This is a genomic window from Sphingomonas azotifigens NBRC 15497 (genome assembly GCF_002091475.1).
GTDB lineage: Bacteria > Pseudomonadota > Alphaproteobacteria > Sphingomonadales > Sphingomonadaceae > Sphingomonas > Sphingomonas azotifigens.
Genome location: NZ_BCTR01000001.1, coordinates 241,196 through 261,658, shown reverse-complemented (window position 1 = coordinate 261,658; position 20,463 = coordinate 241,196). Strand labels below are relative to the sequence as shown.

General features: G+C 67.2%; 13 protein-coding genes and 1 pseudogene. 5 read left to right on the top strand and 9 right to left on the bottom strand.

The window, feature by feature from the left end; all coding sequences use genetic code 11:
* Nucleotides 1-3 precede the first annotated feature (3 nt).
* A pseudogene (locus SAZ01S_RS01080) lies at nucleotides 4-565 on the top strand (IS5 family transposase).
* Between the two features lie 95 nt (nucleotides 566-660).
* Here the strand turns inward: SAZ01S_RS01080 and SAZ01S_RS01075 are convergent.
* Nucleotides 661-3,696 carry a TonB-dependent receptor domain-containing protein gene (locus SAZ01S_RS01075; protein WP_084579166.1) on the bottom strand — a complete coding sequence of 1,012 codons (3,036 nt, stop codon included), beginning with the start codon at nucleotides 3,694-3,696 and terminating at the stop codon, nucleotides 661-663.
* Between the two features lie 582 nt (nucleotides 3,697-4,278).
* Between SAZ01S_RS01075 and SAZ01S_RS01070 the strand changes: the two genes are divergently transcribed.
* From SAZ01S_RS01070 to SAZ01S_RS01055, 4 genes are all read left to right on the top strand, one after another.
* The gene (locus SAZ01S_RS01070) at nucleotides 4,279-7,026 is read left to right on the top strand and encodes a TonB-dependent receptor (protein ID WP_084579164.1); all 2,748 of its coding nucleotides are present in this window, start codon (nucleotides 4,279-4,281) and stop codon (nucleotides 7,024-7,026) included.
* 258 nt (nucleotides 7,027-7,284) lie between these two features.
* Nucleotides 7,285-10,065 carry a TonB-dependent receptor gene (locus tag SAZ01S_RS01065; protein WP_139809870.1) on the top strand — a complete coding sequence of 927 codons (2,781 nt, stop codon included), beginning with the start codon at nucleotides 7,285-7,287 and terminating at the stop codon, nucleotides 10,063-10,065.
* Nucleotides 10,066-10,158: 93 nt separating this feature from the next.
* Nucleotides 10,159-10,662, top strand: a complete 504-nt coding sequence (locus SAZ01S_RS01060; RefSeq protein ID WP_245824472.1) for an RNA polymerase sigma factor — start codon at nucleotides 10,159-10,161, stop codon at nucleotides 10,660-10,662.
* Nucleotides 10,655-11,668, top strand: a complete 1,014-nt coding sequence (locus SAZ01S_RS01055) for a FecR family protein (protein ID WP_139809868.1) — start codon at nucleotides 10,655-10,657, stop codon at nucleotides 11,666-11,668. The genes SAZ01S_RS01060 and SAZ01S_RS01055 overlap by 8 nt, the downstream gene beginning before the upstream one ends.
* A gap of 27 nt (nucleotides 11,669-11,695) precedes the next feature.
* Here SAZ01S_RS01055 and SAZ01S_RS01050 read toward each other — a convergent pair whose 3' ends face one another.
* From SAZ01S_RS01050 to SAZ01S_RS01015, 8 genes are read right to left on the bottom strand one after another with little or no spacing between them, the layout of a single operon-like run.
* The gene (locus SAZ01S_RS01050) at nucleotides 11,696-12,316 is read right to left on the bottom strand and encodes a ParB-like protein (RefSeq protein WP_174596063.1); all 621 of its coding nucleotides are present in this window, start codon (nucleotides 12,314-12,316) and stop codon (nucleotides 11,696-11,698) included.
* On the bottom strand, nucleotides 12,313-13,950 hold the full coding sequence (locus tag SAZ01S_RS01045) for a SulP family inorganic anion transporter (protein ID WP_245824471.1): 1,638 nt from the start codon (nucleotides 13,948-13,950) through the stop codon (nucleotides 12,313-12,315). Before SAZ01S_RS01045 ends, SAZ01S_RS01050 begins: the two co-directional genes overlap by 4 nt.
* A 49-nt stretch (nucleotides 13,951-13,999) precedes the next feature.
* On the bottom strand, nucleotides 14,000-14,956 hold the full coding sequence (locus SAZ01S_RS01040) for a DUF1861 family protein (RefSeq protein ID WP_084579157.1): 957 nt from the start codon (nucleotides 14,954-14,956) through the stop codon (nucleotides 14,000-14,002).
* 34 nt (nucleotides 14,957-14,990) lie between these two features.
* On the bottom strand, nucleotides 14,991-16,049 hold the full coding sequence (locus tag SAZ01S_RS01035) for a glycoside hydrolase family 130 protein (protein WP_218017989.1): 1,059 nt from the start codon (nucleotides 16,047-16,049) through the stop codon (nucleotides 14,991-14,993).
* A gap of 22 nt (nucleotides 16,050-16,071) precedes the next feature.
* On the bottom strand, nucleotides 16,072-16,923 hold the full coding sequence (locus SAZ01S_RS01030; protein WP_084579155.1) for a carbohydrate ABC transporter permease: 852 nt from the start codon (nucleotides 16,921-16,923) through the stop codon (nucleotides 16,072-16,074).
* Nucleotides 16,920-17,801 (bottom strand): carbohydrate ABC transporter permease, encoded by an 882-nt coding sequence (locus SAZ01S_RS01025; protein WP_084579153.1) that lies wholly within the window; start codon nucleotides 17,799-17,801, stop codon nucleotides 16,920-16,922. Before SAZ01S_RS01025 ends, SAZ01S_RS01030 begins: the two co-directional genes overlap by 4 nt.
* Nucleotides 17,798-19,084, bottom strand: coding sequence for an ABC transporter substrate-binding protein (locus SAZ01S_RS01020; protein WP_167693023.1), 1,287 nt, complete (start codon nucleotides 19,082-19,084; stop codon nucleotides 17,798-17,800). Before SAZ01S_RS01020 ends, SAZ01S_RS01025 begins: the two co-directional genes overlap by 4 nt.
* The gene (locus tag SAZ01S_RS01015; RefSeq protein ID WP_139809866.1) at nucleotides 19,081-20,394 is read right to left on the bottom strand and encodes a hypothetical protein; all 1,314 of its coding nucleotides are present in this window, start codon (nucleotides 20,392-20,394) and stop codon (nucleotides 19,081-19,083) included. Before SAZ01S_RS01015 ends, SAZ01S_RS01020 begins: the two co-directional genes overlap by 4 nt.
* Nucleotides 20,395-20,463 lie beyond the last annotated feature (69 nt).

The window sequence follows — 20,463 nt, the reverse complement described above, 5'->3', positions numbered from 1 at the left end:
GCGGTGAAGCGGTACGAACTGAGCGATGCGCAATGGCAAAGGATCGCATCGCTGTTGCCGGGCAAGGTGGCTGATCCCGGGCGCTCCGGCACCGACAACCGGTTGTTTGTGAACGGATGGCAGGCGGCGACCGGAAAAGGGGGGCGTGCGACCAGGCGCTGGGGCGTTCCCGAGGCGGACTGACGACCAAGGTCCACATGCTGGCCGACGCCCTCGGCCGCCCGCTGCGTTTCATCCTCACGCCCGGCCAGACCGGCGACATCTCCCAGGCCCCGGCTCTGCTCCTTGGGCAAGAGGGCGAAGCCGTACTCGCCGACAAAGCATAGGACAGCAATGCCTTACGTGCCATCATTGCCAATATGGGCGCCGAGGCCGTCATCCCCTCAAACCGCTGTCGCAAGATCGTCATCTCCCATGACACGATCCTCTACAAACAGCGCAACCGCATCAAACATGCTTCGGCCGCCTTAAGCACTTCCGACGTTTCGCGACACGCTATGAGCGTCGCACCATCCACTTCGCCGGCTTCGTCCATCTCGCCGCCACCATGATCTGGTTACGGTGAATGTCGATCCGCGCCAGGAGATCGGCGATGCCATGCCTACTCCTGCGCAACCACCGCAGGAGCAGGCATGTATCGTACCCTGTCGGGCTCCTGCCTTAGAACTTCACCTCCGCAGTGATGCGATAGCTCCGCCCGAACACCGCATCGAACTCCTTGTTCGAGCTGAATTCGGGAACCGGGCCGGCATAGGTGACGCCCATGTTGAACACGTTGTTCACGATCCCGCGCAGCCGGAAATGGTCGTTGACGATCACGCCCAGCGAGGTGTTCGCCATCCAATAGGGCGAGACGCCATAATATTGGTAGCTGCTCGCCGGGCTGTTCGGATCCACCTTGGTGGGGCCGTCATAGCGCACCGTCCACGACCAGTCGAACCGCTTGGTCTGCCAGTCGATCATGGTGCTGACGGCATCCGCCGGCTCGCCGATCGCGTCATGTGCATCTTGCACGCTGCCGGTCCCGACGATCGACTGGTTCTTGAACTCGTGGAGATAGTTCGAGCTGATGTTCAGCACGCCGGCTCCCTCCGGAAGGCCGAGGCGGCTCAGCTTCAGCGTATAGCTCGCCGAGGCCTGCAGGGCCCGATAGTTCTGCGAGGCGATGTTGAGGAACGTGTCGGAGAAGCTGGTGATCTGGTGAGAGGTCGGATCCCGCGTAAACGCCGAGCAGAAGGGCGAGTTCGGGTAGCTCGACGAGTCGTAGCAAGCCTGCATGATGCTCTCGATGCCCGGCTGGACGATCTCGTTCTTGATGTCGACATGGATATAGTCGGCGGTGAGGACGAGGCCCGGCACGAACGGCACCGCATAATTGGCGCCCACGGTCCAGCTATTGGCGACTTCGTTGTTCAGGTGCGGATTGCCGCCGCCCAGGCCCTGTGCCGTCGAGTCGACGATCTGCGAGCTGAACCCGGCGGGCACGCCCGCCGCCGCGCAGTTCTTCGCACGGTTCGCGGGGCTGACGCCACCCGTGATGAACCGAGAGTCGCACGGGTCGTTGCCGGTTTCAAATACGGTGGCGATCGGCGCGAAGGATTCGGTCGTCGACGGCGCACGGAAGGAGCGCGTGAAGTTGCCGCGCAGCGTCAGCCCCTTCACCGGCGACCAGTTGCCACCGCCGGTATAGGACCAGAAGCCGCCGTTCAGCGAGTTGTCGGTATAGCGCGCCGCACCGTGCAGCGTCAGTTCGCGCAGCAGTGGGATATGCATGTCGGGCGACAGCAGCGGCAGGGTGACTTCGGTGAAGGCTTCATGCGTATAGTAGGAGCCGCTGACCGGCGCGATCACCGCATATTGGCTATACGCGCCCGAGAAATAGGTGCCCGGATCGAACGCCTGGCTCTCGCGACGGATTTCGCCGCCGACCACCGCCTGCAGATCCCCCGCTGGCAGATGCGCCAGCGAGCCCTTGACGTCGAGCACGGCGTCGAACTGCTTGTTGACCTGGCGGCTGATCGCCGGCGCGTTGATGTAGTTCAGCGCCGCCTGGCTGACATTGCCGTTGCCGAAGATGTTGAGCGGGGCACAGCTGCTGCTCAGCGTCGCGATCGGCGCGTTGGTATAGTTGGGCGCGCAGATGATCTGGCCATTGGGCCCGGTCACCGCGTTCAGCGCGTTCTGGATGTTCTGCCAGACCAGACCCACCTGGCTCGACGTGGTGTTGACCTGGCCATAGGTGACCGTGCCTTCCCAGGTGAACTTGTGCGAGCCGATCGCGAAGTCGCCGTCGAGCCCGGCGACGCCGCGGGCCAGCGACGATCGCGAGCTGAACGCGCCGGCGAACAGATCGGTGTTCGCGCGGGCGAGGTAGAATTGGTTGGTCGGCTGCCCCGCCGCCGCCAGCGACGCCTGGATCGTCGCCTGATCGGCGGCGCTCAGGAACGGATTGGTCGAGGACAGGATGTAATTCCCGGCCGGATCCCCCGCGTTCCCGAACAGCGCCGTATTGTAGAGCGTCTGGTCTGCGCGATTGGTCGCGATGTCGCGGCTGGCCCAGGCCTCGGCGTGAAACCGCAGATGCTCGCTGAAGTCATAATGCCCCATCAGCACGCCCTGGATGCGGTTGCTGTCGGTTAGCAGATTGCCATAATCGGCCGTGCGGAAGCCGTCGCCCCCGGCCTCGGTCGAAACGCTGCCGGTCACCGTGCCGTGCTGGAACGGAACCAGTTGGCCCGCCTGGTTGAAGAAGAGTGCCTGGCCGGCGGCGTTGGTGATGGCCTGATAGGTCGCGCCGCCCGCGGACAGGTGGTTGAACGGGATGTTGTCGAGCGCGGCCGGGATGCCGGTATTGGAGACGACGGAGAAGCGCCTGCCGCCGAAATAGACGATGTTCGACGGGCCCGTGTCGCTGGTCGTCTTGCCGAAGAAGGGCCTGTCCGCACCGGTGACGTAGCGAGACGCGGTCGTCAGCCCGTCCTGATGGTCATAGAACAGGTTGAACGTGATGTTGCCGCGACCGTCGCCGAAATTCTTGCCGGCGAGCAGCGAGACATTGCTGTTGCCGCCGTCGCCCTTTTCGGAAATGCCGTTGCTGGCGGTAACGTCGATCCCATCGAAATTCTTCTTGAGGATGATGTTCACGGTGCCCGCAATCGCATCCGAGCCATAGATCGGCGCGCCGCCGACCGACACGACGTCGATCCGCTCGACAAGCGCCGGGGCGATCTGGCCAAGGTCGACGGGCGAGCCGACCGAGGCGCCGAACACGCTGGAGGTCGCGCCAGAGACGAACCGCGTGCCGTTGACCAGCGTGAGCGTGCGTTGCGACCCGAGATTATAGAGATTGCTGAACGACTGGCCGGCGCCGAAGCTGCCCTGGCCGCCGACCGTGCTGTTGGCGGGGACGCCGAATTGCGGCTGGTTGGTCAGAGCCTGGATGATATTGGTGAAGCCCTGATTGGCGATGCTGTCGCCCGTGATCGCCACTACCGGTTGGTCGGCGACCTTGCTGCTGATGCGCGTGCCGGTGACGACGATCACGCTGGCGTCATCCCTAGCGCCGGTTGTGTCCTCTTGTGCTGATGTGCTGGCAGCGCGGTCCTGGGCGCTGGCGGATGTCGCAGCGACAAGTGCCATCGCCATGGCCGAACCGGTGGTGAGGAGTTTGCCGTAATTGAGGATCATCTGTCCCATCTCTCGTTAATTCGTCGAGATGAAGGATCCGAACCCTCCCGCCTTGTGTCCAATTAAAATAGTTTAATATTCCGTTTGGCGCGCAGCTGTGACATTTTTGGGACGCTTTATTTCGACATAATCTCGTATTTTGCACCACAGTAATATATTTTCTGGCGTGTTAAGGGAGCGGGCTATTTGCAGATGCTTCTGGTCTCGCCTGAGCAGGGCGGTGTGTGCCAGCCCGACAGCGGACGGCCGTAGCCCCTGCCGGCACACGCGTTCGGGCACCCGGAAAAGCATTCAAATTCGTTCCTGATACGAACGGTCGCGTTAGAAGAAATGCATGCGATGTGGTGCCAGGGCTGCCGCAGGTGCGACAAATAGCGATGGAATTTAAACTATACGTTACTGGTTCACCGGCGAGTATAATTCATCAGCAGGACTTTCTCCATAGCATATGTAACAAAAATGTAACTATAGTCACAAAACTTTTACAATTTTTCTTTGTCCCCGTTGGGCGCACGCCGCCCTCTACCCGGTCGAACCGCGCACGCCGCGCGGGACACACAACGATCGCATCCACGGGGGTTATCGAAGAACATGTTGAACAAGCGCACCCTTTGGCTGGTGACGACGACGCTCGCCTGCGTCGCGCAGCCCGCCCTGGCGCAGGACCAGCAGGCCGCTGCCGACGGTCCGCAGGAGATCGTCGTCACCGGCTATCGCGCGAGCCTCGAGCAGGCCCGCGACATCAAGCGCAAGTCGGCGATCATTCAGGACTCGATCGCGGCCGACGACATCGCCGCCTTCCCCGACCTCAACCTCGCCGAGGCGATCCAGCGCCTGCCGGGCGTCGCGATCAACCGCGAAGCCGGCGAAGGCCGCCGCATCAGCCTGCGCGGCCTCGGTCCCGATTTCACCCGCGTTCAGCTGAACGGCATGGAAGTGCTGGGCAATGTCGACTCGCCGCAGGACAGCCGCGGCCAGAACTCGCGCGACCGCGCCTTCGACTTCAACCTGTTCGCCGCCGAACTGTTCAACCGCGTCGATGTCGAGAAGTCCTATCAGGCGATCCAGACCGAGGGCGGCCTCGCCGGTACCGTCGGCCTGCACACCGGCCGTCCGTTCGACTATGCCGGCACCAAGGCGGTCGTCTCCGGCCAGCTCGGCACCAATACGCTGACCAAGGACGCGCAGCCGCGCTTCACCGGCCTGCTTTCGAAGAACTGGGGCAATTTCGGCGTGCTGATCTCGGGCGCCTATAGCCACCGCAACACCCGCGAAGAGGGCTTCGACACCTATCGCTGGCGCCGCAACAAGGCCAACGGCAGCGACATCTCCGCGCTGACGGCGGACCAGCAGGCCAAGATCAATTCGGGCGACCTGCGTTTCGCGCGCGGCAACCGCCTGTCGGTGTGGGACAGCACGCAGGACCGCCTCGGCCTGACCGCCGCGATCCAGTGGAAGCCGAGCGACAAGATCAACCTCGCGCTCGACGGCCTGTACGGCCAGTTCAAGGCCGATCGCTTCGAGACCCACCTCGCCTCGCGCGGCGGCGGCGGCTCTACCTGGCTGGGCGGCGCGCAGACCTTCGCTGGCGTGACCTACAAGAACTCCAAGATCAACCAGATCCACTGGAACGACCAGAACGAAGTTGACTATCTCGACGTCGACGGTGCCAATACCGCGACCGAAACCCGCAACCAGACCACCAAGAACATCTTCAAGCAGCTGGTGCTGAGCGGCGACGCCGAGCTCAGTGACAAGCTGAAGTTCTTCTTCACCGGCGGGGTCGAGCGCTCGAGCTACGACATGCCAATCAGCGACAAGTTCTACCTCGAAGCCTATGGCGGCGTGACCTCGGATTATCGCGGCGGCACCTATTCGCTGGTCAACACCTACAAGTGGGACACCGCCAATCCGGCGCTGTGGCACGCCCACAACCTGATCATCTCGTCCAACTACCAGGATTCGGCATTCGACACCGCCAAGGGCCGGTTCGAATTCGCCGTCACCCCCGACGACAAGCTGTCGTTCGGCGGCGAATGGCGCCGGTTCGAGAATAGCGGCTATAGCCGCGGCGGGCAGCTCAATGTCTACCAGACCGAGTTCCAGACCGGCAAGGTCAGCGCCAACATCGCCAACTATGCCCAGGTCTATACCGGCTATAAGGGCCAGAACTGGGTGGTGGTCGATTACAACAAGGCGCTCAGCCAGCTCGACATCGATCGCAACGCGTTCCTTGGGCCGCAGCTCAGCGTCTATGGCGTCGAGGAGCGCACCGGTGCTGCCTTCGCGCAATATGACTGGGACCACCATCTCGGCGCCCTGCCGTTCCGGGGCAATATCGGCGTGCGCTATTATCGCACCAATCTGACCTCGACCGGCGAGTCCGGTGGCTTCGACAGCAAGGGCAATCCGATCGGCACCGGCACTGCCGATATCAGCAAGCACTATGACGGCGTGCTGCCGGCGATGAACCTGACGCTGGAACTGCAGAAGGGCCTGCAGCTGCGCTTGTCGGCGGGCAAGAACATCAACCGTCCGACGCTGAGCTCGCTGGCGGCCAACGCCTCGATCACGCTCAACGACGACGGCACCTACAGCCTGTCGGTCGGCAACCCGAATCTGCGGCCGTACAAGTCGACTGACCTCAACCTGTCGCTCGAGCATTATTTCGGCCGGGTGGGCTATGTCGCGCTGGGCGGCTTCTACAAGCATCTCGACGGCTTCATCGCCACCCGCGCGCTGTCGAACGTGCCGTTCAGCAGCACCGGCCAGCCGACCTCGCTGGCGCCGAACCTGACGCCCAGCACGATCATCCAGACCTATTCGACGCCGGTGAACCTCAGCGGCACCGATCTGGTGGGGATGGAACTGGCCGGCCAGGCCGACTTCACCTTCCTGCCGGCGCCGTTCGATCATCTCGGCGCGACCGGCAACCTGACGCTGCTCGACGCAAAATATGATTACCGCCAGATCTATGGTTCGGATGCGATCCGCACCACGCTGGAGGGTCTGAGCCACGTCAACGCCAATGCGACGCTGTATTATCAGGACCGTAAGTTTGATGCGCGCGTCTCGCTCAACTATCGCAGCGGCTATGTGTACAGCGCCTCGCCGGTCTCGACGAGCCTCGGCAAGGACCAGGACCTCACCGGTTATGCCCCGACCACCTATGTGGATGCCTCGGCGCATTACAACCTGACCGACAAGGTCCAGCTGACCTTCGACGCGATCAACCTGACCAACCAGCGCGAGAAGCAATATTCGGACAGCACCCAGCGCCTCTATGTCGTCACCCGTTCGGGCACGACGGTGATGGGCGGCGTCCGCCTCTCGTTCTGATCTCTGCCCGGGGCGGGACGGCGCTGCCGTTCCGCCCCGCTCCCGGGCGGCGTCCGGGTCAACAATTTGTCATGATCGACTGATAGCCGCGCCCGCGGAGGCAAAGGTTTGCGCGGGCGTCGGCAATCGTACCGGTGGGTTTCTGGGGCGGCGCTGATCCTGGGATCGCTTTCGCCCATCGCCGCACCGTGCCAGCCGCAGGCGCCTTCCGCCGCGCAGAGAATCCACTTCGACATCCCGCCCGGCCCACTACCGGAGGTGCTGCGCGCCCTGTCGCGGCAGTCGGGCGTCGAGATTCTCACTACCCAGCCGTCGACAGTTCGGGTGCCACACCCGATCCGTGGCCGCATGACGCTGGCGGCGGCGATCGCCCGCGCCCTCGCCGGCCTGCCGCTCGCCGCGCGCGCCGCCGGGGGTGGCTATGTCGTGGTACCCGGCGTCGCAGCGCCTGCCGCCGAACCACCACCCGCGCCCGAACCGCCGCTGATCGTCGTCACCGGCTATCGCGAGGCGGTGCGCCAGTCGATCGCGCTCAAGCGCCGCGCGACCGGCGTGCGCGAGGCGACCCGCGCCCAGGACATCGCCGAGTTCCCCGATCGCAATGTCGCCGATGCGTTGCAGCGGCTGCCCGGCGTGGCAATCAGCCGCGACAATGGCGAGGGCCGGCAGGTCTCGCTGCGCGGGCTGGGCCCGCTGTTCACCCGCACCACGCTGAACGGCGTCGACGCGCTCGCCACCACCGCCTCGGGGCTCGACAATCGCGGATCGGTGAGCCGCGAGCGGCGGTTCGACTATTCGGTGTTCGAAGCCAGTCTACTTTCGCAGGTGGTGGTGGAGAAGGCCTGGGCGGCGGACGCCGATGCCGGCGGGATCGGCGGTACCGTGGCACTCCAGACGGTCCGCCCGTTCGACCGGCCGGGGAACGAGACGCTGGTGTCGCTGCGTGCCCGCTCCGGCGGCAACGGCATGACGACGACGCCGCAGGGCACCGTCGTGTTCTCGCGCCGCAGCGCGCAGTGGGGCGTGCTGGTCGCCGCTTCGTTCAGCAGCAACCATATCGCGGAGTTCGGCTACCGCAACTGGGACTGGGTGCCGATCACCTTCGGCGCGGCCAATCTCGGCCCGGAGATTGCGCCCGAGCAGCGCGCGCGGCTGACCGGCGCCTCGGGAAGCCCGGTCTATGGCCCGCGCGCGGCGACCTATTCAAGCTGGTTCAACCGGCTCGATCGGCGCAACCTCGTCGCGGCCGTCCAGCATGCCGGCGACGACGGGTCCGAGCTCGCGCTGGACTGGGTGCATGCCGCCCTCGCCGATCACCGCGACGAACGCTCGCTGGCGGCAGCGGGCGACAACGGGCTGACCGGCGATGTTACCGGCACCCAGCGGCTGCTCGCCGCGACCATCGTCGGCGATACGCTGGCGGCGGCGCGCTACTCGGGCGTCGACCTGCGCACCGAAGCCAAGAAGTCGGAGGACCGGACCCGCTTCGATCAGGCGGCGCTGTCGCTGCACAAGCCGATCGACGCCGTGACGAGCCTGCAGCTTGCGCTGGGCTATAACCGATCGGTGTTCCACGGGCCGGTGTTCGACAAGGCGTTCCTGCAGGCGAACAACCAGCGCTTCGCCACCATCTCCACCGGCGCCGCCCCGCAGAATTCCTATGGCTTCGATCCCGCCGATCCGGCCGCGTGGAGTCTGATGCGTGCCGATGCGCGCGAGGATGCGATCGACAACAGCAATGGCGAGGCGCGGCTCACCCTCGATCGCACGCTGGCGCCGGAGTTCACGTTGCGCCTTGGCGGCAGCTGGCACCGCTTCACCAACAGCGGCTACCAGCGCCGCACCCGGGTGGATTATCCCGACGGGGGCCCTGTCGTGGAGGAGGTGTTCGATGGCGCGACGATCGCGCCCTATGTCGTCGCCGATGTCGACGCGACCTATGCCGCCCTCGGCCAGCGCCGCGACCTGACCGCCGCCGACAACGTCCCCGGCACCGATTACCGGCTGCGCGAAGAAAGCAGGGCGGGGTTCGCCCTGCTCGACTGGGACGGCCGCCTCGGCACGCTCCCGCTACGCGTGCGCATGGGACTGCGCTATGAGGCGATCACCACGCGCTCGACGGGCGCCGCCACCAGCGACCTGCTCGCCGCACCGGTGACGCACGTCACCGAAAGCCGGGCCTGGCTTCCCTCGCTGGAGGCGCGGCTGACGCTGCGCCCCGACCTGCTGCTGCGCGCCACCGCCAGCGAGAACGTCAACCGGCCCGATCTCGCCGATCTGCGCGCGGCGGCGGTGGTGTCGGTCTCGCCGTTCGGCGGCACGATCACCACCGGCAACCCGGATCTGAAGCCGTTCCGCGCGCAATCCTTCGATCTCGCGCTGGAGCGCTACGGCGCGAAGGGCGGCCTGATCGCGATCGGCGTGTTCTACAAGCACATGAACTCGTTCATCACCTCGGCGACGACGGTGCAGCCCTATGTCGCCACCGGCTATCCGCTCGCCTTCCTCTTCCCCGGGCAGAGCGCGACGACGCTGTTCAACGTCATCCAGCCGTTCAACGGCGGTGGCGCGGCGATCCTGGGGGCGGAGCTGGCGGTGCAGCAGGAACTGCGCTTCCTGCCCGCGCCGCTCGACCGGGCCGGCGTGCAGCTGAACGGCACCTATGCCGATGGACGTTCCGACGTGGTGTATGCCGGCGTGCCGGTGCGGCTGACGCTGATCGACCTGTCGCGCTGGCAGGGCAATGCCACGCTCTACTATACCGGGCGCGGCTGGGATGCGCGCGTGGCGCTCGCCTATCGCGACCGCTACCGCACCGCGATCGGCAACAGCGGCAATATCGGCGAGTGGATCGCGCCTGCCGCCACGCTGGATGCCGCCGCGCATCTTGCGCTGGGCAAGCGGGCCAAGCTGGTGCTGGAGGCGCAGAACCTTACCAACGCCCGCATTCTCCAATATACCGATCGCGACGCGCGCCGGCTGCTGGCCATCACCCATAGCGGGCGCGTGCTGAGCGCGGGAGTTCGCTATGCGTTTTGAAGGCGGTGCTGGCTGGGGAGCGGGCGAATGTCCCCGTTTCGGTGCGCCGCGACTCTACCCTTCTGTAACGGCCGGGCCGGGACGATGCGCCTGATGGACGCGGCCGATCTGCTGGCCGAGCATCGGACGCGCCTGACCGCCTATGTCCGCAAACGGCTCCGCGATTCGGAGCAGGCGGACGATATCGTGCAGGAGACGTTCGTGCGGGTGGTGGAACAGGAGCGCAAGCAGCGGATCGAGCAGCCGCTCGCCTATGCGTTCCGCGTGGCGGATTCGATCCTGTTCGCCCGTGCGCGCAAAGGCGTTGCGCAGACCGAACCGCTCGATGCCGAACTCGCCTGCACGCTGCCGCTGCCGGAAGAGGTACTGGAATATCGCCAGCGCCTCGAACGGTTCGAGGCAAAGCTGGCCGATCTGCCGCCGCTGCGCCGCGAGGTTTTCGTGAAACGCCATCTCGACGGCAAGTCCCGCGCCGAGATCGCCGAGGAATTGGGGTTGAGTCTGGAAGCGGTGAAGAAGCATCTGGTGCGCGCGATGATCGACCTGGCCGAATGCGGCGATCTCGATGGCGTGGAAGGCAGCGTGTCGCATGGTTGACGCACACACGCTGGAAACCGCGGCCGATTGGGCGGACCGGATCGACGAGCTCGATCCCGCCGAGCGGCGCACGCTGATCGCGTGGCTGAACGCGTCCGACGCCAATCTCCGCGCCTTCACGCAGATGCACGACCTGCTGCGCGATCCGGCGCTGCTCGAAGTGCTGGAGGCGGCGACGCCCGCGCCGGTAGCGCCGCCGCTGCCCGAGGCGGTACCGCTGCGGCGGCGGAGCGATCGCCAGCCGCGCCCGGCGCTCCAGCGCGCGCGGGGTTTGCGCATTGCGGCCGTGGCGGCGGGGCTTGCCGCCGTGGTTGCGGTGCCGCTGCTCTGGCACGAGGCCGCACCGCCTGCGCCGAAGGTCGCGGCAGCCCCCGGCTTTCTCTACAGCAGCGCGGTCGGCACGGTCGAACAGCTGCGCCTGCACGACGGATCGCAGATCACGCTGGATGCGGCGTCGGCCGTCCGCGTCGCCTTTGCCGACCATGCCCGGCCGGTGACGCTCGAGCGCGGGGCAGCGCGGTTCGAGGTCGCGCACGATGCCAGCCGTCCCTTCTCGGTGCAGACCGCACGTGCGCGTTTCACGGCGCTCGGCACCAATTTCAGCGTCGACCAGTTGCCCGGCGAAGTCGAGCTACGCGTCTATCGCGGCCGGGTGCGGGTCGACCAGCCCGGGCGGGCGCCGATCGTGGTAACCGGCGGCGAGTGGACCAGCGTGGGCACGGCGCCGCTTCGGGTACAGCACTTCGACCCCAAGGAACCGAGCTGCCTCGATTCGTTCTGGCTGAGCGCCGAGGGCATGCGCCTCGATGCGGCGCTGGCGCATATCGGTCGCTACAGCGCCGTGCCGATCCGCCTTGCCGATCCGTCCCTGGGGGCGACGCGGCTGAGCGGCCGCTTCCGGCTCGACACGCCGGAGAAGAGCGCGGCAACGATCGGTGCCTTGGTCGGCCTCACGCCGCGGCGGCAGGACGGTGCGATCGTACTGGGGGCGCCAAACGGACGTTGAGGCGGCCTGAATCCGAGCTTGGCGTGTTCAGCCGAGATGCGGACCGGCCCAGCCGGGTAGATGCGCGGCCTTGTGCTTGCGTGCTAGGTGCACGGCCTTGAGGACGGCGTCCTCCCAATCCTTCTCGAGGCGCTTCGCATCGATCCGTCGCCGGAAGAAGTCGGCCCAGAGAAACTCGGCGAACGGTGCCGGGCTCTTTGCATAGCCGCCCGCCGCGAGCACGGCACCGGCGAGCGAGCGATAGGGATCGTCGCGCAGGTCCTCGATACGGCGCGGCAGCTTGGCATAGTCGCGGCGCACGCCCTCGGCATCGAACGGATGCAGCCAGCTGCGATTGTCCATCAGCGTCAGGAACTCGCCGGCGGCGAGATGCGAGAGGTCGGCGAGGACGCTGGTGAGGACATGTTCCTGCCCCTCCTCGTGCAGGGCCAAAGCGAGATGGTGGTGATCGACCAGCCAGGGCCGCCCCTTGGGGCCAAGGACCACCGGGATCATGTGCCGGCCGAGAAAATCCGGTCCTTCCTCCAGGCAGCGCGCGCGCCATTGCCGGCGCTTTTCCTCGACTTCGCGGCGCCCCACCGTCATCTGCGTCGGCCGCAGCGTCTTGATCGGGGTGGGGGTGAGCAGCGGGCGATAGTCGTGTCTCATGCGACAGGCTCCTTAGCGGCGATCGTTGCGGCGGCGGCATCGGCGACACTGTAGAAGCTGCGGGCCTCCAGGCCCTGGGCGCCTGCGGCGCGGAACAGGTCGCGGACATGGTCGCGAACCCGGGCGAGCCGCAGTTGGGCGCCGCGTGCCGCCATCGTCCGATCGAATTCGACCAGCGCGTCGAGCGCGGTGCTGTCGAGATCGAAGCTGTCCTCGAGGCTGACCACCACGATCCGCGTGCCGGCCGGGGTCTGCTCGGCCATGGTGCTCAGCACCCGCTCGGCATTGGCGAAGAACAGCGGTTCGCCTGCGCGCCAGATCGTCATGCCGGGAGGCACGCGCGCATCGGGGTGGCGTTCGAGCGAGACGAAGTCGTGGCTGTCGCCCAGCTGGCCCAGCCGTGCGATGGCGGGGGTGGAGGCGCGGTGCAGGAACGAGGCGATCGAGAGCAGAATCGCGAGCAGCATGCCGTTGACCACGCCCAGCGCCAGCACGCCGATCACCGCGCCGGTGCCGATCAGCATGTCGCGCCGCAGCCGGAACAGCCGTACCAGCGGCGCCGGATCGAGTGCATGGCTGAGCGCGGCGACCACGACCGCGGCCAGCACCGGCTCGGGCAGATGCGCGATCAACGGCCGCGCGACGATCACCAGGGCCGCCAGCGCTACGCCGGCGATCGCCGCCGCCCAGCGCGACCCGGCACCCGCCGCCTCGTTGGCGGAACCGGCCGAAAAGCCGGCACCCACCGGCATGCCCTGCACCAGCCCCGCGGCGAGATTGGCGACGCCAAGCCCGGCCAGCTCGCGATCGGGCCGCACCGTGTCGCCATGGCGCAGCGCGAGGGTACGGATCGTCCCCCAACTCTCGGCGAACAGGATCAGCACCAGCGGCGCGGTGAGCTGTGCGACTCGCATCAGCGCCGCGCCGTCGAGGTGCGGCAGCTGCGGCATCGACAGCGCCACCGTGATCGACCCAACGACGGCAACACCGTGCGCGGGCAGGTCGAACGCAACTGACGCGGCGATGCCGGCGGCCAGCACGATCAGGGCGCCGGGCAAGGCGGGCCATCGCCGCAGCAGGAACAGCCCGGCAAGCGCCGCGAGCCCGGCGAGCAGGCTTGCCGCGTTGGTGCGGGGCAGCGCGTGGACGAGGTCGAGCGTCAGCGTCGCGACGTCGCCGACCAGCCCGTGCAGGCCCAGTATCGTCGGCACCTGCCGCAGCACGATCGTGATCGCGAGGCCGAAGGCAAAGCCGCGCAGCACCGGACGCGAGACGAAGCCGGCAAGCGCGCCGAGCCGCAGCAATGCCGCGAGCAGGAACGCGGCGCCGACCATCAGGATCACGATTGTCGCAAGGGCGTCGCGGTACGCTCCGAGGGGGGCAAGTGTCGCCAGTGCCGCCGCGAGGATCGCCGCCGAGGAGGAAGTGGCCGAGACGATGGCGAACCGGCTCCGGCCCAGCGCCAGATAGGCGAGGCAACCGACAACCCCGGCAAGCAGCCCGCGTGCCGGCGAGAGCCCGGCGATGCCGGCATAGGCGACCGCTTCCGGCAGCATCAGCGCGGCGACCGACAGCCCCGCTGCAACATCTCCCCTGGCGAAGCGCTCGCCCCCCTGCCCTGCCATCGTCGCCATCGGGCCACCCTAGCAAGGCCGCTGCGTCGTGGCGACGCTCGCGCGACGGCTAGGCCGGGCCCGGCTGGTGCAGCAGCGGCACGCCGAACGGATCCGGGATGTCGACCCATTGGGCTTCGGCATCGGACGTGCCGGCATAGAGGCGGAAGCCGCCGTTCCGCGGCTCGACGCCGGAGGAAAAGACCACATCGACGAGATCCGTCCGTTTCGCCGGGCCGGGCGCGAATTGGCGGCGGCTCGCGATCACGCGGTGGTTGCGCCACGAACGCCGCGAAGGATCGAAGACGAACGCGGTGGCGTAATAGCGCCGCTCGCCGTCGGCATCGTCGTCCGCGAAATAGGCGGCGTGGGCGATCACGCCGATCTCGCCGGATTGCAGCAGATGCGCTTCGTTGGCGCCGCCCCAGTCGAGCGGGTGGAACATGTCCGTGATCAGCGGCGCGGCTTCGATCGCGGCCTCGCTCAGCGCATCGAGGCTGTCGACTTCGGTGTAGCCGATCATACCGCGCTCGCCGATCAGGCCGCGCGGACGCGTGAAGATGCCGACGCGCCCGTCGACGAGTTCGCGCAGGCGGATGTCCTTCATGCCGAGCGGTCCCTCGAAGCAGCGCCGCAGCTGGAACAGGTCCGGTCCGCGGTAGAAGACGGTCCGCCAGCTGAGGCCATAGGCAGCAGGGCTGGTTTCTACCCCCCCGAAGACGAGCTCTCCGCCGATCGTGGTTATGAAGGGATCCTGCAGCCGGAACCGGGGGGCGCCCGCGACCGGATACCAGGCATCGCCGCGCGCCTCGAAAAAGACCGCGGTCGATTCCTCGCTGTCCCGCCGTTCGACACGGCCCGCGATCACGCGGCGCCCCCCGGAGCGGAACGGGGTGCTGGGATTGTAGACGTCGCAGCCCTCGACGTCGGCGAAGCGCAGCTTGCCGGTCGGGCAGGATGCGTGCGCTGCCGCGAAGGCTTGGTAGAGGGTATCGATCCGCGTATTGGCGCGGCGGTCCACGATCATCTGCCGTTCTCCGTGGTCATGGTGTGGCTGCGCATCAGAGGCCCATCGCCGCCCAGAGATCGGCCAGCGCGACGGTGCCGAGCGCCATCGTCTGGTCGGCGGCGCCGTAATAGACCCACAGCGTCTCGTCGCGGATCAGCGCGCCACAGCTGAACAGCACGTTGTTGAAGAAGCCGCTCCGCTCATACTCATGCTCGGGCGTGCCGAGCGGTGTGACGAGGCGCGCCCTGACGATGCGGGGATCGTCGAGGTCGAGCAGCAATGCGCCCAGGCTGTAGCGCTGCTCGGCATCCACCCCGTGGTAGATCTGCAGCCAGCCGCGATCGGTTTCCAGCATCTGCGCGCCGCCGCCGATCTTGGCGCTTTCCCAGCCATCACCCACGCGGCCGGCCAGATGGGCATGGCCGCCCCAGTGCAGCAGGTCCGGCGACTGGGCGATCCAGATTTCCGGCGTGCCGAGGTGCAGCGGCGCGGGACGATGCAGGCACCAGTAGCGGCCACCGACCCGCCGCGGGAACAGGCAGACGTCGCGATTGTCGGGTGCGAAGAGGATGCCGAGGCGCTCGACCGCGGTGAAGTCGTCGGTCACCGCCAGTGCGGTGGTGATGCCAAGGTCGGATACGGCGGTGTAGTTGATGTAGATGCGCCCCTCGATCGCGGTGAGCCGGGGATCCTCGCAGCCGAACCGCTCCTCACGGGTGGCGGGGAAGAGGAAGGGCGCGTCGTCGACCACGAAGTCGGTGCCGTTGCGGCTGCGGGCAATCCGCAGGTGGGACAGCGAGGTGAGATAGACGCGGCGCGGATCGGCACGGAGACGAACCATGCGCGGATCGGAAAAGTCATAGGCCGGATCGTCCGCGCGGAATCCACGCACCGCGCAGGTCCACATGCCGCCATGTTCCTCGAGCACCGGCACCTGCACTTCGCTCGGGTCCGTGCCCGCCACGCTTTCGGCGATGCGCAGCAGCAGGATCGTCTCCTCGCCGCATTGCACGACGCCGGCGTTGAACGCGCCATCCACCTTCCAGCCCTCCCGGCTGGGGCGGACATCTCCGGGCGTGACGATCGGGTTGCCGGGCCAGCGCTTCAGCATGCGAACTCCTTGGGTATCGGGGTTATTTGAGGGTGAGGGACATGCCCTGGAGGAAATGGCGGCGGAACAGCGCGAACAGCAGCACCAGCGGCAGCGTCTGCAGCACCGCGCCGGCCATCACCGGGCCGACATAGCTGCCATATTGCTTGCTGAACGTTGCCAGCAGCACCGCCAGCGGCATCCGCTCGGTGTCCGAGATGGCGATCAGCGGCCAGAGGAAATTGTCCCAGGTGCCGGTGAAGGTGAACAGCGCGACGATGGCGATGATCGATCGGTTGAGGGGCACCACCACCCGCGTCACCGTCTGCCAAAGGCTGGCGCGATCGAGACGGGCGGCGTCGAGATACTCCTCGGGGATCGCCTTGAACGACTGCGCCATCATGTAGATGCCCCAGCCGGACATCATCGACGGCAGGATCAGCGCCCAGAGCGAATTGAGCAGCCCCAGTTCCTTCACCAGCACGAACAGCGGCAGGATGAACATGCTGGTCGGGATCACCATCTGCAGCAGCAGGAAATCGCCGAACAGCGTGCGGCCCGGGAAGCGCAGCCGCGCCAGCGCATAGGCGATGAAGGCCGAGGACAGCAGCACCGAGGCGGTGACCGCGCCGGTGACCAGCGCCGAGATCGCCAGCGCCTTGAGGAAGGGCCGTCCGAGCTTGTCGGCGGTCGCGAACAGGAAGCGGAAATTGTCGAGCGTAAAGTCGCCCGAGAACAGCCCGCCGGCATAGATCTGCGCGGTCGGCTTGAGCGAGGCCGCAACCATCCAGGCGAAGGGATAGAGCCAGGTCAGCGCCAGCGCGTAGATGGCGATCGTCAGCATCCAGCCGCCGGGGCTGCGCGAGCGCAGCAGGGCGCGCAGCCGCCGGATCATGCGAGCGTCACCTTGCGCTCGAACAGCCGCCGCGCGACGACGATCAGCAGATAGGTCGCGGCCGAGACGAGGATGCTCATCATCGCGGCGTGGCTCGGCTGGAGTCGGCGGAAGGCAGTCTCGTAGATCATCATCTGCGGCGTGACCGTGCTGTCTGCCGGACCGCCGCCGGTGATCAGGAACGGCTCGGTGAACAGCCCGAACGACACCAGGATGGCGAACACCAGCACCATCATCAGCTGCGGGTTGAGCAGCGGCAGGGTGATGCGGAACAGCCGGGTGAGCGGGCCGGCATGGTCGAGCCGGGCGGCGTCGTACAGCTCCTTCGGGATGGTGAGCAGGCCCGAATAGAGGATCAGCCCGTAATAGCCGACGAACTTCCACGCGACGACCAGCGCGATCGCCAGCATCGCCAGCTGCGGGTCGGTCGTCCACGGAATGGCGATCCCCGCCCAATCGAACAGCAGCCGGTTGAGCGGGCCGGTCGCGCTGAAGATCTTGGTGAAGACCAGCGCCATCGCCACGCCCGACGAGACGTTGGAGAGCAGGAAGCACAACGCGATGAAGGCCTTGCCGCGACCGACATGCTGCAGCCCGAACGCCACCACCAGCGCGCCGACAAAGGCGAGCGGCACGTAGAGCAGCAGGAAGCGCAGCACGTTCCACAGCGCCTGCAGGAACATCGGGTCGCGCAGGGTCAGCAGCAGGTTGCGCGGGCCGGTGAACACCGGCGTGTCGAAGAAGCGCCACTGGGTGACCGACAGCTTGGCCAGCCAGAAGAAGGGATAGGCCCAGAACACCGCGGTGAACAGCAGATAGGATCCGGCGAGCGCCAGCCCGATCCAGGCCTCGCGCGAGAGATGCGGGCGCCGGTTCATGCCTGCGCCTCGAGCAGCCGGTCGGTCCGCGCGACCGCCTCGGCCAGCGCCGCGGCGGGATCGCGCCGCCCGGTCATCAGCGGCTCGACGAGCTGGGCGGTCATGATTTTCTGGATGTCGATCGAATATTCGGAAAGCGCCGGCGGCTTGGCGCTGGCGACGTGCGCGGCATAGGCGGCGGCGATCTTGTTGGTGCGATAATAATCGGCGAAGCGCGGGTTCTGGAGCAGGTCGCCGCGCGCGGGCGACAGGCCGGTGCGCCGCAGCCACAAGAGGTTGAGGTCCTCGTCGCCGAGTACCCAGGCGAGGAAGTCGAACGCCGCGGCGGTGACCCGGCTGGTCTTGAAGACTACCACGCCCTTGCTGTCCGAAAAGGTCGAGGCCGGGCCCGGGCCCGGCGCCTCGGCGATCATCGGGCCGACGACGATGCGATCGAGCGTCTCGGGATAGAGCTTGGCGAACCGCTCGACGTCCCAGGGGCCGCGCACCGCGCCTGCCGCGAGGCCTGAGACCAGCGGCTCCTCGGCGTCGAAGTCGAGCGCGGTCCAGCGCTGGCGGAACATCCGGTCGATGAAGCCGGCCACCTCCCGTCCGGCGGCGTTGTTGTAGAGCGCGTGGCGGCCCTGCAGATACGGCTGTCCCTTCGAGGCGGCGTAATAGAGCGAGATGAAGTCGAACCAACGGTCCGCCCAGGACCGGCCCGAGACGACCTGCATGCCATAGCGCTGCCCCGGCCGGCCGTAGCGCGCGCACAGCGCATAGACCTCGTCGTAGCGGCGCGGCGGGGCGGACAGGCCGTTCGCCGCGAGCAGGTCGGCCCGCCACCAGAGCAGGGTCGGGCTCGAATAGATCGGCAACGCGGCGACCATGCCCTCCTGCGTCCAGCCCGGCAGGATCGCCTGCATGTGCCGCCGCGCGACCAGTTCGGCATAGCCGGGCATCGCCGCAAGGTTGACGACCTGGCCGAGGGCCGCGAGCTGCACCGCAAAGCCGGCGAAGACGTTGGTGCACAGGTCCGGCTCGGTGCCCGCGACCAAGGCCGACAGCACCGTGTCCTCGGAACTGCCGGCGGTGGGAATGGTGGTGAACTGCACCGGCAGTCCGCGCCGCGCCGCGTTCCACCGCGCCACCGCGATCTTCCAGAAGCCCTCTTCCGCCTCGTTGGGCGCGACCCACAGCCGGATGCGGTCGGCCGGCCGCACGCGGCGCGACGGACCGCAGCCGCCGAGCAGCGACAGCCCGCTCGCCAGCGCTCCGGCCAGAAGGGCGCGCCGGGCGATCACGGCAGCGGCGTTCCCGACAGCGCGACGAAGCTCAGCAGCCCCTCCACCGTCGATTCCGCGCCGGCATTGGGGTTGGGCAGCAAGGGCGCGTCGATTCCGTCGAGCACCCGGCCGCTTGCGGCATCATAGATGGGCTGGCGCGCATCGTTGGTGCCCGAGAACCAGCTCGCCAGCGCCCGCGCCGTCTTGCGATAGCGGCCGCGCCTGGTCTGGTGATAAGCCTCCATCGAGGCGAGGATCATCGGGCTGAGGCCATAGGCGATCTGCGGGAAACGACCTGAATCGATCTGCTCGATCTTGCCGGCCGATTGCCGCACCGAGAAGCGCGCGAGCATGCCGTGTTCGAGCAGATAGGGATAGAAATGGTCGACCTCGGCCAGCCCGCTGGCAACGAAGTCCTTGCGGCCGAGCAGCTTGCCCAGGCGCAGCAGCGCATAGGCCTGGGCATTGCCCCAGCCATGCCATTCGTTGCGCCAGCTGAGATGGGCGCCGTAGGGAAAGGAGGTGGCGTCGCCGGCGCGCATCTGCATCATGCCCTCGCCCAGCCGGACCAGCAGCGCGCGGGTGCCGGCATCGCCGGTGCGCTGATAGTGGCGGGCGAGCCCGAGGGCCGCGGTCGAGGCGGCGTCGGCGCCCGATCCGTACGGCAGCCAGGTGGGGAGCGAAACGCCCTCCACCGAATCGAGCGTCTGCCGCGCCGGCAGGTCGTGCTGGAGGTTGGCGACCAGCCGGTCGCTGGCCTTGCGCGCCCGCGCGGCGAGTTCGGAGTCGGCGGGCAGCCGCGTCAGCACGGCTTCCAGCCCCCAGAGTGCGCGCAACGACCACCAGCTCAGCTCCGCCACCGAGGTGCGATAGTCGCGGTTGATCCGCCCGTCCGACCAGATGAAGTTATGGAAATAGCCGTTGTCCGCCTGCATCTGCAGCACGAAACGCGTCATCAGCTCCATTTGCCGCATCTGCGCGGGCGGCAGCTTGGGCAGGGCGGCAAGCAGCACGAGCGCCCGCGCCGCATCGTCGACACAGGCATAGCCCTCGCGCGGCTCGATCGCGAAATGGAAGTCGGGTGCCTCGCTGTAGATGTTGAGCACGCCCACCGTCTCGCCGGCGATGCGGGTCTCGGCGAAAAGGTGGTCGAAATGCGAAAGCGCTGCGACGGGCGCCCGCGCCGCCGCGGCAGCCGGCGGGCGGCCCATCGCCGCACCGCTCGGCACCACCGCCACCGCGAGCAGGGGTACCAGCAGGGCCAGCTGCCTGGCGTTTCGGAAAATGGCAGGAAGCCGGGATGCCCGGCGGGCAGAAACGCACGACATCGGCAGCTGAAATCCTCTCCCGCCCCTGCTGTGCAGGTGGCTTGTTGAACGTTAAACAAACGTGATTGT

Coding starts and splice junctions, on each gene's coding strand:
- SAZ01S_RS01075 (WP_084579166.1), bottom strand. CDS start 3,696: ATGGGACAGATGATCCTCAATTACGGCAAACTCCTCACCACCGGTTCG.
- SAZ01S_RS01070 (WP_084579164.1), top strand. CDS start 4,279: ATGTTGAACAAGCGCACCCTTTGGCTGGTGACGACGACGCTCGCCTGC.
- SAZ01S_RS01060 (WP_245824472.1), top strand. CDS start 10,159: ATGGACGCGGCCGATCTGCTGGCCGAGCATCGGACGCGCCTGACCGCC.
- SAZ01S_RS01055 (WP_139809868.1), top strand. CDS start 10,655: ATGGTTGACGCACACACGCTGGAAACCGCGGCCGATTGGGCGGACCGG.
- SAZ01S_RS01050 (WP_174596063.1), bottom strand. CDS start 12,316: ATGAGACACGACTATCGCCCGCTGCTCACCCCCACCCCGATCAAGACG.
- SAZ01S_RS01045 (WP_245824471.1), bottom strand. CDS start 13,950: ATGGCGACGATGGCAGGGCAGGGGGGCGAGCGCTTCGCCAGGGGAGAT.
- SAZ01S_RS01040 (WP_084579157.1), bottom strand. CDS start 14,956: ATGATCGTGGACCGCCGCGCCAATACGCGGATCGATACCCTCTACCAA.
- SAZ01S_RS01035 (WP_218017989.1), bottom strand. CDS start 16,049: ATGCTGAAGCGCTGGCCCGGCAACCCGATCGTCACGCCCGGAGATGTC.
- SAZ01S_RS01030 (WP_084579155.1), bottom strand. CDS start 16,923: ATGATCCGGCGGCTGCGCGCCCTGCTGCGCTCGCGCAGCCCCGGCGGC.
- SAZ01S_RS01025 (WP_084579153.1), bottom strand. CDS start 17,801: ATGAACCGGCGCCCGCATCTCTCGCGCGAGGCCTGGATCGGGCTGGCG.
- SAZ01S_RS01015 (WP_139809866.1), bottom strand. CDS start 20,394: ATGTCGTGCGTTTCTGCCCGCCGGGCATCCCGGCTTCCTGCCATTTTC.